This window comes from Streptomyces sp. enrichment culture (assembly GCF_964273145.1).
Taxonomy (GTDB): Bacteria; Actinomycetota; Actinomycetes; order Streptomycetales; family Streptomycetaceae; genus Streptomyces.
The window spans coordinates 2,609,155-2,623,824 of sequence record NZ_OZ186873.1 but is presented as its reverse complement, the minus strand read 5'-3'; the positions used below and the strand labels follow the sequence as shown (position 1 = coordinate 2,623,824).

At 74.1% G+C, this 14,670-nt stretch carries 12 protein-coding genes; 8 read left to right on the top strand and 4 right to left on the bottom strand.

Annotation, left to right across the window (positions count from 1 at the left end; genetic code table 11):
- Window positions 1–1,086, bottom strand: coding sequence for an energy-coupling factor ABC transporter permease (locus ACSU6Z_RS11725; RefSeq protein WP_437045009.1), 1,086 nt, complete (start codon window positions 1,084–1,086; stop codon window positions 1–3).
- 166 nt (window positions 1,087–1,252) lie between these two features.
- Here ACSU6Z_RS11725 and ACSU6Z_RS11720 point away from each other — a divergent pair, with 166 nt between their 5' ends.
- On the top strand, window positions 1,253–1,624 hold the full coding sequence (locus ACSU6Z_RS11720; protein WP_437045007.1) for an SsgA family sporulation/cell division regulator: 372 nt from the start codon (window positions 1,253–1,255) through the stop codon (window positions 1,622–1,624).
- An 18-nt stretch (window positions 1,625–1,642) separates the two neighbouring features.
- Here the strand turns inward: ACSU6Z_RS11720 and ACSU6Z_RS11715 are convergent, their stop codons facing one another.
- The 3 genes from ACSU6Z_RS11715 to ACSU6Z_RS11705 form a co-directional block, all read right to left on the bottom strand.
- A complete protein-coding gene (locus tag ACSU6Z_RS11715) occupies window positions 1,643–3,313 on the bottom strand; it encodes a penicillin-binding transpeptidase domain-containing protein (protein WP_437045005.1) in 1,671 nt (556 codons plus the stop codon).
- A gap of 187 nt (window positions 3,314–3,500) precedes the next feature.
- Window positions 3,501–5,126, bottom strand: coding sequence for a penicillin-binding transpeptidase domain-containing protein (locus tag ACSU6Z_RS11710; RefSeq protein ID WP_437045003.1), 1,626 nt, complete (start codon window positions 5,124–5,126; stop codon window positions 3,501–3,503).
- Window positions 5,127–5,298: 172 nt separating this feature from the next.
- Complete coding sequence (locus tag ACSU6Z_RS11705) at window positions 5,299–7,047, bottom strand: dolichyl-phosphate-mannose--protein mannosyltransferase (protein ID WP_437045001.1); 1,749 nt, start codon at window positions 7,045–7,047, stop codon at window positions 5,299–5,301.
- Window positions 7,048–7,108: 61 nt separating this feature from the next.
- Between ACSU6Z_RS11705 and rsmI the strand changes: the two genes are divergently transcribed.
- From rsmI to ACSU6Z_RS11670, 7 genes are all read left to right on the top strand, one after another.
- Complete coding sequence (gene rsmI / locus ACSU6Z_RS11700) at window positions 7,109–7,966, top strand: 16S rRNA (cytidine(1402)-2'-O)-methyltransferase (protein ID WP_437044999.1); 858 nt, start codon at window positions 7,109–7,111, stop codon at window positions 7,964–7,966.
- 252 nt (window positions 7,967–8,218) lie between these two features.
- Window positions 8,219–8,641: a hypothetical protein gene (locus ACSU6Z_RS11695; protein ID WP_437044997.1), complete on the top strand. Its 423-nt coding sequence runs from the start codon at window positions 8,219–8,221 to the stop codon at window positions 8,639–8,641.
- Window positions 8,642–8,688: 47 nt separating this feature from the next.
- Window positions 8,689–9,573 (top strand): TatD family hydrolase, encoded by an 885-nt coding sequence (locus tag ACSU6Z_RS11690; RefSeq protein WP_437044995.1) that lies wholly within the window; start codon window positions 8,689–8,691, stop codon window positions 9,571–9,573.
- A 284-nt stretch (window positions 9,574–9,857) separates the two neighbouring features.
- The gene (gene rsmA / locus ACSU6Z_RS11685) at window positions 9,858–10,790 is read left to right on the top strand and encodes a 16S rRNA (adenine(1518)-N(6)/adenine(1519)-N(6))-dimethyltransferase RsmA (RefSeq protein ID WP_437044993.1); all 933 of its coding nucleotides are present in this window, start codon (window positions 9,858–9,860) and stop codon (window positions 10,788–10,790) included.
- Entirely contained in the window at window positions 10,787–11,698 is a 912-nt protein-coding gene (locus tag ACSU6Z_RS11680; RefSeq protein ID WP_437044991.1) for a 4-(cytidine 5'-diphospho)-2-C-methyl-D-erythritol kinase, read from the top strand. Before rsmA ends, ACSU6Z_RS11680 begins: the two co-directional genes overlap by 4 nt.
- A 160-nt stretch (window positions 11,699–11,858) precedes the next feature.
- Window positions 11,859–13,685, top strand: a complete 1,827-nt coding sequence (locus ACSU6Z_RS11675) for an ABC-F family ATP-binding cassette domain-containing protein (RefSeq protein ID WP_437044989.1) — start codon at window positions 11,859–11,861, stop codon at window positions 13,683–13,685.
- 272 nt (window positions 13,686–13,957) lie between these two features.
- On the top strand, window positions 13,958–14,650 hold the full coding sequence (locus ACSU6Z_RS11670) for a LuxR C-terminal-related transcriptional regulator (RefSeq protein WP_437044987.1): 693 nt from the start codon (window positions 13,958–13,960) through the stop codon (window positions 14,648–14,650).
- Window positions 14,651–14,670: the final 20 nt, after the last annotated feature.

The following is a 14,670-nucleotide window of genomic DNA, read 5'->3' as shown; positions in this document are numbered from 1 at the left end:
TCAGACGCTCGTGTTCGGGCCGGTGGCCGCGTCGACGCTCGTGGGCGACACGTCGTGCGTACGCCGCCTGCGCACCGCCCAGAACACCGCGCTGCCCGCGACGGCGGTCACGCCGACGCCGATCACGCCCGCGAGACCGCCGGAGAGGCGGGCGTCGTCGACGTCCTCGACGCCGTAGTCGGCGAGCGGGGAGTCGGCGGCGGCGTGCTCCTCGGCCTTTTGGTCGATGCCCTTGTCGGCGGCGACCCTCTCCAGGCCGTCGGGGCTGGCGGAGGCGTAGAAGCTGACGAATCCGGCCAGGACGAAGGAGGTGACCAGACCGGTGATCCACAGTTTGCGGTGGGAACGCGGGGTGGCCGGGACGGTGACCGGCTGCACGGCCGGGGCGTCGACCAGCTCGCCGCCGATCCGCAGCTTCAGCTTCCGGGTCAGGCCGCGGGCGCCGTACACCAGGTCGGGGCGTACGGCGATGACGGCGCCGACGGTGAGCGCGGTGATCGCGGCCTCGCCGACGCCGATGAGGAGGTGCACGCCGATCATCGCGGTGGCGACCTTGCCGATCGCGACGTCGGTGGTGCCGCCGATCCAGTACAGCAGCGTGAAGGCGAGGGCGGCGGCCGGGACGGAGAGGAGGGCGGCGACGAAGGAGGCGGCGGTCACCGACCGGCGGGAGCGCGGCAGCACCTTCACCAGCCCCCGGAAGACGGCGTAGGCGACGACGGTCGTCACGATCGCCATGTCCGTGATGTTCACGCCGAGCGCGGTCAGGCCGCCGTCGGCGAAGAGGACGCCCTGCAGGAGCAGGACGACGGAGACGCACACGATCCCGGTGCAGGGGCCCACGAGTATCGCGGCCAGCGCGCCGCCGAGCAGGTGGCCGCTGGTCCCCGCCGCGACGGGGAAGTTCAGCATCTGCACCGCGAAGATGAACGCCGCCACCAGCCCCGCCAGCGGGGCCGTCCGCTCTCCTCCGGTGCCCCCGAGCTCGCGGCGCGCGCCGCGCAGGCCGACCGCGAGGGCGCCGGCGGCGATCACCCCGGCCACGGCGGAGGTCGGGGCGTCGATGAATCCGTCAGGTACGTGCACCGTTCGATGATAGGACGCTGTTGCGAAGGGCTTGCAAGAGCAAGCCGCCGCGGTATCTCACATGCGATATACCGCCCCACCGAAAAGGCACATTTACGAAAATATGCGACATTGGGGTGGGGAGACACAGCTTTCGCGCCGGTGGCACAGAGTAAGGGGCCGTCCGATGTCCGTGGTCGAGCAGTACGCACGAGTCCACGTCCTCACCGACGCCGACCTGCCGGACGAGGAGGACGGCGGGGCCGTACCGGTCGTGCTCCGGTACGACCCCGAGGACGATCCGCGGTCGGTGCGCATCGGACTGCCCGGGCGCGGCTCCCGTGGATGGACCCTCTCGCGGGCCCTGCTCGAACAGGGACTGCGGATGCCGGCCGGGACCGGCGAGGTGCGGGTGTGGCCGTGCGGCCGGGTGCAGACCGTGGTGGAGTTCCACACCGCGCAGGGCTGCTCGGTGGTCCAGTTCGAGACGAAGACGCTGCTGCGCTTCCTGACCCGGACCTACCGGGCGGCGACGGCGGCGGAGCCGGCGGCGCGCTGAGGTCCCGGTGGGCCCGCCTCAGCCGCCCTGCCGCAGCAGCTGCGCCACGATCGGCCCGGCCGTGTCACCGCCGTGGCCGCCCGCCTGGACGACGCCCGCCGCGGCCAGGTCGCCCCGGTAGGCGGTGAACCAGCCGTTCGGCTTCTCCTGCCCGTCCACCTCCGCCGAGCCGGTCTTCGCACCGGCGTCCCCGCCCAGCCCGGACATCGCCTGCGCCGCCGTGCCGGAGGTGGCCGTGTACGACATCAGCTCGCGCAGCTGCGCCAGCGTGGAGGCGGACATCGTGCGCGAGGCGGTGGCGAGCTCGCGCCCGTCGACCGACGGGGGGACCAGGTACGGCTGGTGGAAGGCGCCGGACTTCACCGTCGCCGCCACCGACGCCATGTTCAGCGGGTTCATCCGCACCCCGCCCTGCCCGATGAGGGAGGCGGCCATCGGGGCGGCGCTCTGCACCGGCACCGAGCCGTCGAAGGTGGGCACCCCGACCGACCAGTTGTCCATCGACAGGCCGAAGACCTGCTGGGCCTGCTTGGTCAGGTCGTCGTTCCCCAGCTTCGGGGCCTGGCTGATGAAGGCGGTGTTGCAGGAGCGCGCGAAGCTCGCCTTGAACGTGCCGCCCTTGATCTCGAACTTGTCGTCGTTGTGGAACTTCCAGCCGCCGTAGGAGAAGTACTTCGGGCACGGGTGCTGCTTGTCCGCCGACGCCAGGCCCTTCTCGATCAGCAGCGAGGAGGTGATGACCTTCATCGTCGAGCCGGGGGCCAGCGAGCCCTGGAAGGCGGTGTTGAAGCCGTGGCCGCTGTTGGCGACCGCGAGGATCTCGCCGGTCGAGGCGCGCAGCGCGACCACCGAGGCCCGCGCCCTCTTCGCCACCTGCTCCTCGGCGGCCGCCTGCAGGGCCGGGTCGAGCGTGGTCCGCACCGTGCCCGGCGTGCCCTCCCGCAGCTCCAGCAGCGTCTTGTCGGAGAGCTTCTTCTCCTTGGACTCCTTGCCGCGCACCACGCGCAGCTCGACGCCCGCCTTGCCGCCGGCCGTCTTGCCGTACTTCTCGCGCAGTCCGTCCAGGACCGTGCCCAGCGAGGGGTACTTCGCGGCCGTGATCTCCCCGCCGTCGCGGTCCAGGGCCTTCACCGGAGGTGTCCCGGCCTCCCCGGTGACCAGCCTGTCGCCGTCGGCGAGGGCGGGGTGGACGACGGAGGCGTGCCAGTCGACGCGCGGCTCGCCGTCACCGGCGCGGCGCACCACGGTCAGGGCGCTGTCGTACTCCAGCGGCTTGCCGGTGTCCTCGTACGTCACCACCGCCTTGACGGAGAAAGGGACCTTGTCCCCGGCCGGGGTGCCCGGGACGAGGGTGAGCCCCTTGAGGCGGGCGTCCTCGGCGACGCCGGTGAGCAGGTCCGCGGCGGCCTTCGCGTCGTCGGTCGCGGCGGCGGCGTCGTCGACGCGGCCCTGCTCCCAGGCGGTGAGGAAGGCACGGGCGGCCGTGGAGACCTCGGCGGCCGTCAGCGGACCGGTCTTGACCTTCTTCTCGGCCGCCGCCGCCCGCGCGCCGTCCCCGGCGGCCGTCCCGCCGTCGTACAGCGCGTAGGCGGCCGCCCCTCCGGCGCCGACGACGACCGCGGCGATCACTCCGCCGAGCACGGCGGGTCTCGTCTTCCGTCGCTCGGCGACGCGCTTCCTGTTGCCCACTGCTCTTCCGTTTCCTCCGTCTAACCCCAGGGGAACCCCACGGGGTGAACAGCCCTCGGTGCGCCGGCCCGCTCGGCGTCCCGGCGGGTCCGGCGGGCCTCACGGCTCCGTCGAGCCCCACGCTTGCGGCGAGCCCCGCGGTTCCCACGACGGCTCCACCCTAGAGTCCCGTCGATCATCCGGCAGTTCAGCCACCTGCCCGCAGCACGTCCGCCACGATCGGTCCGGCCGCGTCGCCGCCGTGGCCCCCCTCCTCGGTCATGGCCGCCGCCGCCAGGTCGTCGCGGAAACCGGTGAACCAGCTGTTGGACGTGGCCTGCCGGTCCACCTCCGCCGAACCGGTCTTCGCGCCGATGTCCCCGTCGAGTCCCGCCATGGCCTGCTGCGCGGTGCCCCGCGTGGCGGTCAGCCGCATCATCTGCTTGAGCTGGGCGGCGGTGCCGGCCGGCAGGCCCTCGGCGGTGGCGAGCCGCCGTCCGTCGAGGTCGGGGGAGACCAGGTAGGGCTGGCGGAAGGTGCCCGTGATCGCGGTGGCCGTCACCGAGGCCATGTTCAGCGGGTTCATCTGCACCTGGCCCTGGCCGATGGCGTTGGCCGCGCGGTCCGGGCCGCCGGAGGCGGGCACCCGGCCGTCGAAGGAGGCGATCCCGGTCTTCCAGTCGTCGCGGCCCAGTCCGAACCGCTCCTGGGCCTCGGCCGTCAGGGAGGCGTCCGTGAGCGGGGCCTCGTCGACGAGCTTGACGAAGGCGGTGTTGCACGAGCGCAGGAAGCTGCTCGCGAGGGTGGCGTCCTCGTCCGGCCGCATGCCCGGCAGGTTGTGGAAGGTCTGGCTCTGCCAGGTCGCGGTGTCCGGGCAGGGCGCCGGGCCGTCCATCGACGTCACGCCGTTGTCGATGAACATGGCCGCCGTGACGATCTTCATGGTGGAGCCGGGGGCGACCTGGCCCTGGAAGGCCGCGTTGAAGCCGTCCGAGCGGTTGTTCGCCACGGCGAGCACCTCGCCGGTGCTCGGCTTCACCGCCACCACCGACGACTCGGCGTACCGCTTCACCGCCCGCTCGGCTGCCGCCTGCACGCGCGCGCTGAGCGTCGTGCGCAGCGTGCCGGGCTCGCCCTCGGCCAGGGTCAGCAGGGGGGTGTCGGCGGCCTCCGGGGCCGTGTGCCGGATCACCAGCTCGACGCCGGGCGTGCCGCCCGCCCGGTCGCCGTACTTGGCGCGCAGCGTGTCCAGCACCGGCCCGAGCGAGGGGTACTCCTCCTCCGTCAGCACGCCGCCGTCCCGGCCGACGGCCTCGATCGGTGGGTTCGCCGACTCCTCGGTGACCAGGGTGTCGCCGTCCCGCAGCTCCGGATGGACGACCGACGGCTTCCAGTCGACCAGGGCACGTCCGGTGGTGATCCCCCGCACCACGGTGAGGGCGCTCCTGTACGTCAGCGGCTCGGACTTCCCCTGGTACGACACCGTCGCCCTCACGGTGAACGGCACGCTCGCGCCACCGGCCGCCCCCGGCGTGATCCGCACACCGGTGATGCGGGCGTCCGCGCCGTACGCCGTCAGCAGCCGCTCGGCCGCCGCGGCGTCGTTCGTGTACGTCGCCGCCGTCGCCGCCTCGCCCTTCTCCCAGGCCGCGAAGAACCTCGCCGCCGCCTCCCTCACCTCGTCCGCGTCCGGCGGGCCGGTCCTGACCTCCTCCGGCCCGTTCGAGCCGCTGCCGTTCACCGCCGACACCAGGTTGAAGGCGCCGTACCCCGCCCCGCCCACCAGCACGGCCAGCACGCCGCCGACGGCGGCGACCTTGACCCCCTTGCCCATCAGGCTGTCCCCTCCCCTGGGCCTCCCACGTTTTCTGAACGTGTTCAGAAAGCCCGGTAGTCCGAGCACTGTAGGCACAAAGAGGTGACGGGCGGTACGGAAGTTTCCGTTTGGTGGCCGAACGGAGACCAGCGGGCTGAACCGGCCCGGGGTCGGACCGGGACGTACCGGCTCAGACCCAGGTGTCCAGCCACATGCGTGAACGCCAGTCGTCGATCGGGAGGGCGGTGCCGGTGTAGATGGGCCAGAAGTAGATGAAGTTCCAGGCGATCAGCAGGACCAGCACGCCCGCCCCCACGGCCCCCGCCGTCCGCCGGACGTCGCTCGAACCGGGCCGGCCGGCGATCGCGCCCACCAGCATCGCCACCGCCAGGCACAGGAACGGTACGAAGACCACGGCGTAGAAGAGGAAGATCGTGCGCTCCTGGTACAGGAACCACGGCACGTACCCGGCCGCCACCCCGCAGGCGATCGCGCCCGCCCGCCAGTCCCGGCGGAAGGCCCAGCGCCACAGCACGTACAGGAGGGCGAAGCAGGCCGCCCACCACAGCAGCGGCGTGCCCAGCGCCAGCACCTCGCGGGCGCACTTCCCGCCCGCGTCGGCCGGGCAGCCGTCCGTGCCGGGCGCCGGCGACTCGTAGAAGTAGGAGACCGGGCGGCCCAGGACGATCCAGCTCCACGGGTTGGACTGGTAGGGGTGCGGCGACGTGAGGCTGGTGTGGAAGTCGTACACCTGCGTCTCGTAGTGCCACAGGCTCCGCCACCAGTCCGGGAACAGCCAGGACCAGGAACTGCCCTTGCCCTGGGTGGCCGCCCAGTCGCGGTAGTAGCCGCCGGAGCCGTCGTCGGCGGAGAAGATCCAGCCGGCCCAGGTCCAGACGTAGGTGACGACCGCCACCGGGACCGTGGACAGGAAGGCCCGGCCCACATCGCGCCGGAGGACCGTCAGGTACGGCCGGCGGGCGCCCGCCACCCGGCGCGCGCCGACGTCCCACCACACGCTCATCACGCAGAAGGCCGCCGTGATGTACAGGCCGTTCCACTTGGTGCCGATGGCCAGGCCCAGCATCAGCCCCGCCGCCCAGCGCCACGGCCGCCACCCGATCCGGGTGGTCTCCGCCACGTGCGCGTCCGGCCGGACGCGGCCGTCGGCGTCCACCGGCAGCGCGGCGGCCAGCCTCTCCCGCGCCCTGTCCCGGTCCACCACCAGGCAGCCGAACGCGGCCAGCACGAAGAACATCAGCACACTGTCCAGCAGCGCGGTGCGGCTCATCACGAAGTGCAGCCCGTCCACCGCCAGCAGCGCGCCCGCCAGGCAGCCCAGGAAGGTGGAGCGGAACAGGCGGCGGCCGATCCGGCACACCAGCAGCACCGACAGCGTGCCGAGCAGCGCGGGCATGAACCGCCAGCCGAACGGATCGAACCCGAAGACCAGCTCACCGAGGCCGATGACGTACTTGCCGACCGGCGGGTGCACGACGTACGCCGCCTCCGTCGGAATCGGCACGTCCCCGCCGGAGCCGAGGATCAGGTCGTTGGCGTTCTTGTCCCAGTTGACCTCGAACCCGCGGTGGATCAGCGCCCACGCGTCCTTGGCGTAGTACGTCTCGTCGAATATCACCGCCTTCGGGCTGCCCAGGTTCCAGAACCGGACCACCCCGGCCAGCAGCGTCACCAGCAACGGGCCGCCCCAGCCCGACCAGCGCGCGAGCCGGTCGGCCGCCGGCGCCGGGACGCCGAGGAACGCCCACAGCCGCGCGCCGGGCCGCGCGTACGGCGGCACCAGCCGCTCGCGGGCGTCGGCGTCCGGTCCCACCGTGTATCCGAAGCGGCGCAGCCGCCGCTGCCACGACGACGGTGGCCGGCCGTGCGGCGCCTGGTGGTCCTTCCGGGTGTCCGTGGAGGACGCGGTACTGGTCACCGCGCCATCGTAGGGAACCCGTCCGTGCGAGTCCCGTCCTTGCCCCTGCGAGGATGGAAACGTGACAGTCGCACCCGGAACCCTGGTCCTCGCCGGCACCCCCATCGGGGACATCGCCGACGCCCCGCCCCGGCTCGCCGAGGAGCTGGCCGGCGCCGACGTCGTCGCCGCCGAGGACACCCGGCGGCTGCGCCGCCTCACCCAGGCGCTCGGCGTCACCCCCAAGGGGCGCGTGGTGTCGTACTTCGAGGGCAACGAGTCCGCCCGCACGCCCGAGCTGGTCGAGGAACTGGTGAACGGCGCGCGCGTGCTGCTGGTGACCGACGCCGGGATGCCGTCCGTGTCCGACCCCGGCTACCGGCTGGTCGCGGCGGCCGTCGAACGCGACGTCCGCGTCACCGCCGTCCCCGGCCCGTCCGCCGTGCTCACCGCGCTCGCCCTGTCCGGGCTGCCCGTCGACCGGTTCTGCTTCGAGGGCTTCCTGCCGCGCAAGGCGGGCGAGCGGCTGGCCCGGCTGCGGGAGGCCGCCGCCGAGCGGCGCACCCTCGTCTACTTCGAGGCCCCGCACCGGCTCGACGACACCCTCGCCGCGATGGCCGAGGTGTTCGGCGACGGCCGGCGCGCGGCCGTGTGCCGGGAGCTGACCAAGACGTACGAGGAGGTCCGGCGGGGACCGCTGGGCGAGCTCGCCGCGTGGGCGGCACAGGGCGTGCGCGGGGAGATCACCGTCGTCGTCGAGGGGGCGCCGGAGCGGGGGTCCGAGGAGATCGGCGCCGAGGAACTGGTGCGCCGGGTGCGGGTGCGCGAGGAGGCGGGCGAGCGGCGCAAGGAGGCCATCGCCGCGGTGGCCGCCGAGGCCGGCCTGCCCAAGCGGGAGGTGTTCGACGCGGTGGTGGCGGCCAAGCACGCGCAGGGGTGAGCCGTCCCGGCCGGGCACCGGGTGAGCCGTCCGGCCGGGCACCGGCGGCGTGCCCCACGGGCGGGCAAAGGGGACGGCCACGGGCGGGCAAAGGGGGCGGCCACGGGCGGGCAAAGGGGGCGGGGCGCTTCGGCAAGGAACGCCCAAGACAGCCCCAATTCTCGGCAGGACCAGTGCGTTCACGCCGGTGGAGGCGTCCACTGGGGGAAGCGGGGAAGCGAGGCAACCGTCCCCTCCTGGACAGGAGCTGGCATGAGCGAGTCCGCAGGATCCACCGGTCCGGGCCGCGCGCCCGCCCGCGTCGCGCACGAGGCGTACTCCTTCGCCTGCATGCGCTGCGGGCACGGCTGGGAGCAGTCCTTCGCCATAGAGCACCACACCGACGCCGGGGGCAGGGAGTTCGTGCGGTACGTGGCGGACGGCCGCGTCGTGCCCTCCCCGCTGAGCCGGCCCACCTGCGGGCGGTGCGGCAACCACCTCGTGCGCATCATGGGGCCCGGGCGGGTCGCCTCCGCGCGCGAGGCGGCCCGCCCGGGGCCGGCCGCCGGGCGGGCGGCGGTCCCCCGGCCGAGGGCCGCCGCGGAGGCCGGGAGGACCGGGAAGGCCGGCGAGAAGCACCACTGGCACCTCTCCGACCTCCTGAACGCCCTCCACCTGCACCGCGGGGCGAGCTGACCGCTCCGGCACGACCCCCCGGCAGGCCCCTTCCGTAGGATCGGAACATGCCTGCGAACGCCGACAAGACCGAAGCCCCGCCGCTCCCGGAGCCCCTCCGGGTGCCGGTCGCCGACTCGCACACCCACCTCGACATGCAGTCCGGCACGGTCGAGGAGGGCCTGGCCAAGGCCGCGTCCGTCGGCGTCACGACGGTCGTGCAGGTCGGCTGCGACGTACGGGGCTCGCGCTGGGCGGCCGAGACGGCGGCCGCGTACGACACCGTCCACGCGGCCGTCGCCCTGCACCCCAACGAGGCCCCGCGCATCGTGCACGGCGACCCCGACGGCTGGTCCCGGCAGGGCGCCCGCGAGCCCGGCGGGGACGCCGCGCTGGACGAGGCGCTCGCCGAGATCGACCGCCTGGCCGCACTCCCGCACGTCAAGGCCGTCGGCGAGACGGGCCTGGACTACTTCCGCACCGGCGAGGAGGGCAAGGCGGCCCAGGAGCGGTCCTTCCGCGCGCACATCGAGATCGCCAAGCGGCACGGCAAGGCCCTGGTCATCCACGACCGCGACGCCCACGCCGACGTCCTGCGCATCCTCAAGGAGGAGGGCGCCCCCGAGCGCACCGTCTTCCACTGCTACTCCGGCGACGCGGAGATGGCCGGGATCTGCGCCCGCGCCGGGTACTACATGTCCTTCGCCGGCAACGTCACCTTCAAGAACGCCCGGAACCTGCGCGACGCCCTCGCCGCGGCCCCGCAGGAGCTGGTCCTGGTCGAGACCGACGCGCCGTTCCTGACGCCGGTGCCCTACCGCGGTCGGCCCAACGCCCCGTACCTGATCCCGGTCACCGTGCGGGCCATGGCCGCCGTACGCGGCATCGACGAGGACGCGATGGCCACGGCCCTCGGGGCGAACACGGCCCGCGCCTTCGATTACCGGGCGTAACGAAAAGCAGGGGAACGGCGACCGTCCGCAGGAGCGTCGTTCGGGGGAGCGACGGCCGCTCCGGCGGCCGGCCGACGCCGTGGACCCGGCGGGCACGCACGGGCGGCCCGTACCGGTTCGCCACCCGCGCCCGGCGGCGGCCCGGCGGGCACGGCCGCCCCCAGGACGCCCCGGCGGCGGAGCGGACCCACCGGACCCGGAAGCCGTACGCGCGCCAGGGGACGAGCCCCCGGCCGCACTGCGGGGCGCGGTCGCGGGGGCGACCCGCGGCTACCCTTGAGCCCGTGAGCAGCCCCATCCCGCCCGACGCCCTCCTGGGCCCCGCCGACGTCCGCGAACTCGCGACGGCCCTCGGCGTGCGCCCCACCAAGCAGCGCGGCCAGAACTTCGTGATCGACGCCAACACGGTCCGCCGGATCGTCCGCACCGCCGGCGTGCGCCCCGACGACGTGGTGGTCGAGGTGGGCCCGGGACTCGGCTCGCTCACCCTGGCGCTGCTGGAGGCCGCCGACCGGGTCACCGCCGTCGAGATCGACGACGTCCTCGCCGCGGCCCTGCCCGCCACCATCGCCGCCCGCATGCCCGGGCGGGCCGACCGGTTCGCGCTCGTCCACTCCGACGCGATGCAGGTGACCGAGTTGCCGGGGCCCGCCCCGACCGCGCTCGTCGCCAACCTCCCCTACAACGTGGCCGTGCCCGTCCTCCTCCACATGCTCGACACCTTCCCGAGCATCGAGCGCACCCTCGTCATGGTCCAGTCCGAGGTCGCCGACCGCCTCGCCGCCGGCCCCGGCTCCAGGGTGTACGGCGTGCCCAGCGTGAAGGCCGGCTGGTACGCCGAGGTCAAGCGCGCCGGGGCCATCGGCCGCAACGTGTTCTGGCCCGCGCCCAACGTCGACAGCGGCCTGGTCTCCCTGGTCCGCCGCACCGAGCCCATCAGGACCACCGCCTCCAAGGCCGAGGTCTTCGCCGTCGTCGACGCCGCGTTCGCGCAGCGCCGCAAGACGCTGCGGGCGGCGCTCGCCGGATGGGCCGGGTCGGCCGCCGCGGCGGAGGCGGCCCTGGTCGCCGCCGGGGTGTCCCCGCAGGCCCGCGGCGAGTCGCTGACCGTCGAGGAGTTCGCGCGGATCGCCGAGAACAGGACCGCGCGGGGCGAGGCCCCGGCGGGAGGGACCGCGGAGCACAAGGCCGCCGAGCACGAGGAGGCGGGCGCGTGAGCGTCACCGTCCGGGTCCCCGCCAAGGTCAACGTCCAGCTCGCGGTCGGCGCCGCCCGCGCGGACGGCTTCCACGACCTGGCCAACGTCTTCCTCGCCGTCGGCCTGTACGACGAGGTCACCGCGACGCCGGCCGCCGAGCTGCGCGTCACCTGCGCCGGGCCGGACGCCGGCCAGGTGCCCCTGGACCGCACCAACCTCGCGGCGCGCGCGGCGGTGCTGCTCGGCGAGCGGTACGGCCGCGACCCCGCCGTGCACCTCCACATCGCCAAGGACATCCCCGTCGCCGGCGGCATGGCGGGCGGCAGCGCGGACGGCGCCGCCGCGCTGGTCGCCTGCGACGCGCTGTGGGGCACGGGCGCGACCCGCGACGAACTCCTCGGCCTCTGCGCCGAACTCGGCAGCGACGTGCCGTTCAGCCTGGTCGGCGGCGCGGCGCTGGGCACCGGGCGCGGCGAGAAGCTGACGCCGCTGGAGGTGGGCGGCACGTTCCACTGGGTGTTCGCCATGGCGCGGGGCGGGCTGTCCACACCGGCCGTCTTCCGCGAGTTCGACCGGCTCACCGAGGGCCGGGACGTGCCGGAACCGGTGGCCTCCCGGGCCGTCCTCGACGCGCTCGCCGAGGGCGACACCGGCGCGCTCGCCGTCGCCGTCTCCAACGACCTCCAGCCCGCGGCGCTGTCCCTCTTCCCCGAGCTGGCCGACACCCTGGCCGCGGGCCGCGCCGCGGGCGCCCTCGCCGCGCTGGTCTCGGGCTCCGGACCGACCACGGCGTTCCTCACCTCCGACGAGGTGGCGGCGGCCGAGGTGGCGTCGGTGCTGCGGGCGTCGGGGACGTGCCGGGAGGTGCGGACGGCGAAGGGGCCGGTGGCGGGGGCGACGGTGGTCCGAGGAGCCGCGGCGGCCTGAGGGGGCGCCGCGCGGAGCCCGCCGACGGCGGCCGGGCCGATGCCGGCGGGCGCGGGCCGGGCGGCCCCGGGCCCCGGTGAGCGGACCGGGCTCGTGGACGTGGCCGACGGGCCGCAGGGCCTACCCTTGAAAACTGATCGATCCCCTGGGCAGGAGTGAAATGGCCGTCAACCTGGTCAATGTCGAGAACGTCAGCAAGGTGTACGGCACCCGTACCCTCCTCGACGGCATCTCCCTCGGCGTCTCCGAAGGGGACCGCATCGGCGTCGTCGGCCGCAACGGCGACGGCAAGACCACGCTGATCCGGATGCTGGCCAAGCTGGAGGACGCCGACACCGGCCGCGTCACCCACTCCGGCGGGCTGCGCATGGGCGTCCTGACCCAGCACGACTCCCTCGACCCCGGGGCCACCGTCCGCCACGAGGTCATCGGCGACCTGGCCGACCACGAGTGGGCGGGCAACGCCAAGATCCGCGACGTGCTGACCGGGTTGTTCGGCGGGCTGGACCTGCCCGGCTTCCCGCAGGGCCTGGACACCGTCATCGGGCCGCTGTCGGGTGGCGAGCGGCGCCGCATCGCGCTGGCCAAGCTGCTCATCGCCGAGCAGGACCTGATCGTCCTGGACGAGCCCACCAACCACCTCGACGTCGAGGGCATCGCCTGGCTCGCCCGGCACCTGCGCGAGCGCCGCTCGGCACTGGTCTGCGTCACCCACGACCGCTGGTTCCTCGACCAGGTCTGCACCCGCATGTGGGACGTGCAGCGCGGCGTCGTCCACGAGTACGAGGGCGGCTACTCCGACTACGTCTTCGCCCGCGCCGAGCGCGAGCGCATCGCCGCCACCGAGGAGGTCAAGCGGCAGAACCTCGTCCGCAAGGAGCTGGCGTGGCTGCGGCGCGGGGCGCCCGCGCGCACCTCCAAGCCGCGGTTCCGCGTCGAGGCCGCCAACGAGCTGATCAAGGACGTGCCGCCGCCGCGGGACAGCAGCGAGCTGATGAAGTTCGCGTCGTCCAGGCTCGGCAAGACGGTGTTCGACCTGGAGGACGTGACCGTCCAGGCCGGGCCCAAGGTGCTGCTCAAGCACCTGACCTGGCAGCTGGGGCCCGGTGACCGCATCGGCCTCGTCGGCGTCAACGGCGCCGGCAAGACCTCGCTGCTGCGGGCGCTCGCCGAGGCCGCGTTCAGCGAGGGGGAGCGGCAGCCCGCGGGCGGGCGGATCCGCGTCGGCAGGACGGTGAAGCTGGCGTACCTGTCGCAGGAGGTCGCCGAGCTCGACCCCACCTGGCGGGTGCTGGAGGCCGTGCAGCGGGTGCGTGAGCGCGTCGACCTCGGCAAGGGGCGGGAGATGACCGCCGGGCAGCTGTGCGAGACGTTCGGCTTCGGCAAGGAGAAGCAGTGGACGCCGGTCGGCGACCTCTCGGGCGGTGAGCGGCGGCGGCTCCAGCTGCTGCGGCTGCTGATGGACGAGCCCAACGTCCTCTTCCTCGACGAGCCGACCAACGACCTCGACATCGAGACCCTGACCCAGCTGGAGGACCTCCTCGACGGCTGGCCCGGCTCGATGATCGTCATCTCCCACGACCGGTTCTTCGTCGAGCGGACGACGGACCGCGTGTTCGCGCTGCTCGGCGACGGCACGCTGCGGATGCTGCCGCGCGGCATCGACGAGTACCTGGAGCGGCGCCGGCGGATGGAGGAGGCGGCGGCCGCCTCCGCCCCGGCCCGGATCCCGGCCCAGGCCCCGGCCTCCGACAGGGCCGTGCCCGAGCGGAGCGCCGCCGACCTGCGTGCCACGAAGAAGGAGCTCCAGAAGATCGAACGGCAGCTGGACAAGATCTCCGAGAAGGAGTCCGCGCTGCACGCGCGGATCGCGGAGAACGCCACGGACTTCGCGAAGGTGGCCGAACTCGACGCTGAACTGCGGGATTTGGCCGGACAGCGGGAGGAACTGGAGCTGCGCTGGCTGGAATTGGCGGAGGACGCCTGACCCGCCGGCCGCTGTGGGCCGTATTGCGAGGGATTTCGGCGATCCGGGGCATTCCTTACCCGTAGGGGGAGCGCAACGTCGAACAAGCGTGTAGCTTCCGGAAGACGAGGAGGCGGGGCGGGGTCGCGCCGGAAGCCGGGGGGGGCTTCCGCCCGTGGGGGGCGTGTGCGCATCCCCGAGGGGGCGTCCGCAGTTGGGCATCGGCGGGGCGCCGTGCGGTGCCCCGCCGGAGCCATTGGCCGGGAGCCGTGGGGGGACTGGGGGGTTGCTCGATGGGAGTGCGGCTCATGGTGGTCGACGACCACCGATTGCACGCCGAGGCGCTGGCTTCGGCGCTGAAGCTGCGGGGGCACCGGGTGCTCGCCGCGACGGCGCCCGTCGCGGGGGCGGCGGAACTGGTGATCAGCCGGGCACCGGAGGTGTGCCTGCTGGGGACGGCGGCACCGGCCGAGCCCGGGGTGTTCGACCCGGTGGCGAAGGTCAAGCGGGAGCGTCCGCAGGTGGCGGTGGTCGTGCTGGGGCCGGTGCCGAACCCGCGGGGGATCGCGGCGGCCTTCGCGGCCGGAGCCTCGGGATACGTGCGGCACGACGAGCGCATCGAGGGGGTGGAGCGGGCGATCGTGAAGGCGCGGGCCGGGGAGTCGGCGGTGGCGCCGCAACTGCTCCAAGGGGCGTTCGGCGAGCTGCTGAACCCGGTGGCGCAGCCGGACGACGAGGGGCAGCGGCTGATGGAGATGCTGACGCCGCGGGAGGCCGAGGTGCTGGTCCGGGTCGCCGACGGCGAGGACACGCGGCTCATCGCGGCCGGTATGGGCATCGCGCCGTCCACGGCCCGGACCCATGTCCAGCGGGTCCTGATGAAGCTGGGCGTCGGCTCACGCCTGGAGGCCGCGGCCCTGGCGGCGCGCACGGGGCTGCTGGACCGGGCCGGGCCGGTACGACGGCCGGTCCCGCCGGGGGCGTAGCGGCGTCCCCCCGACGGCCT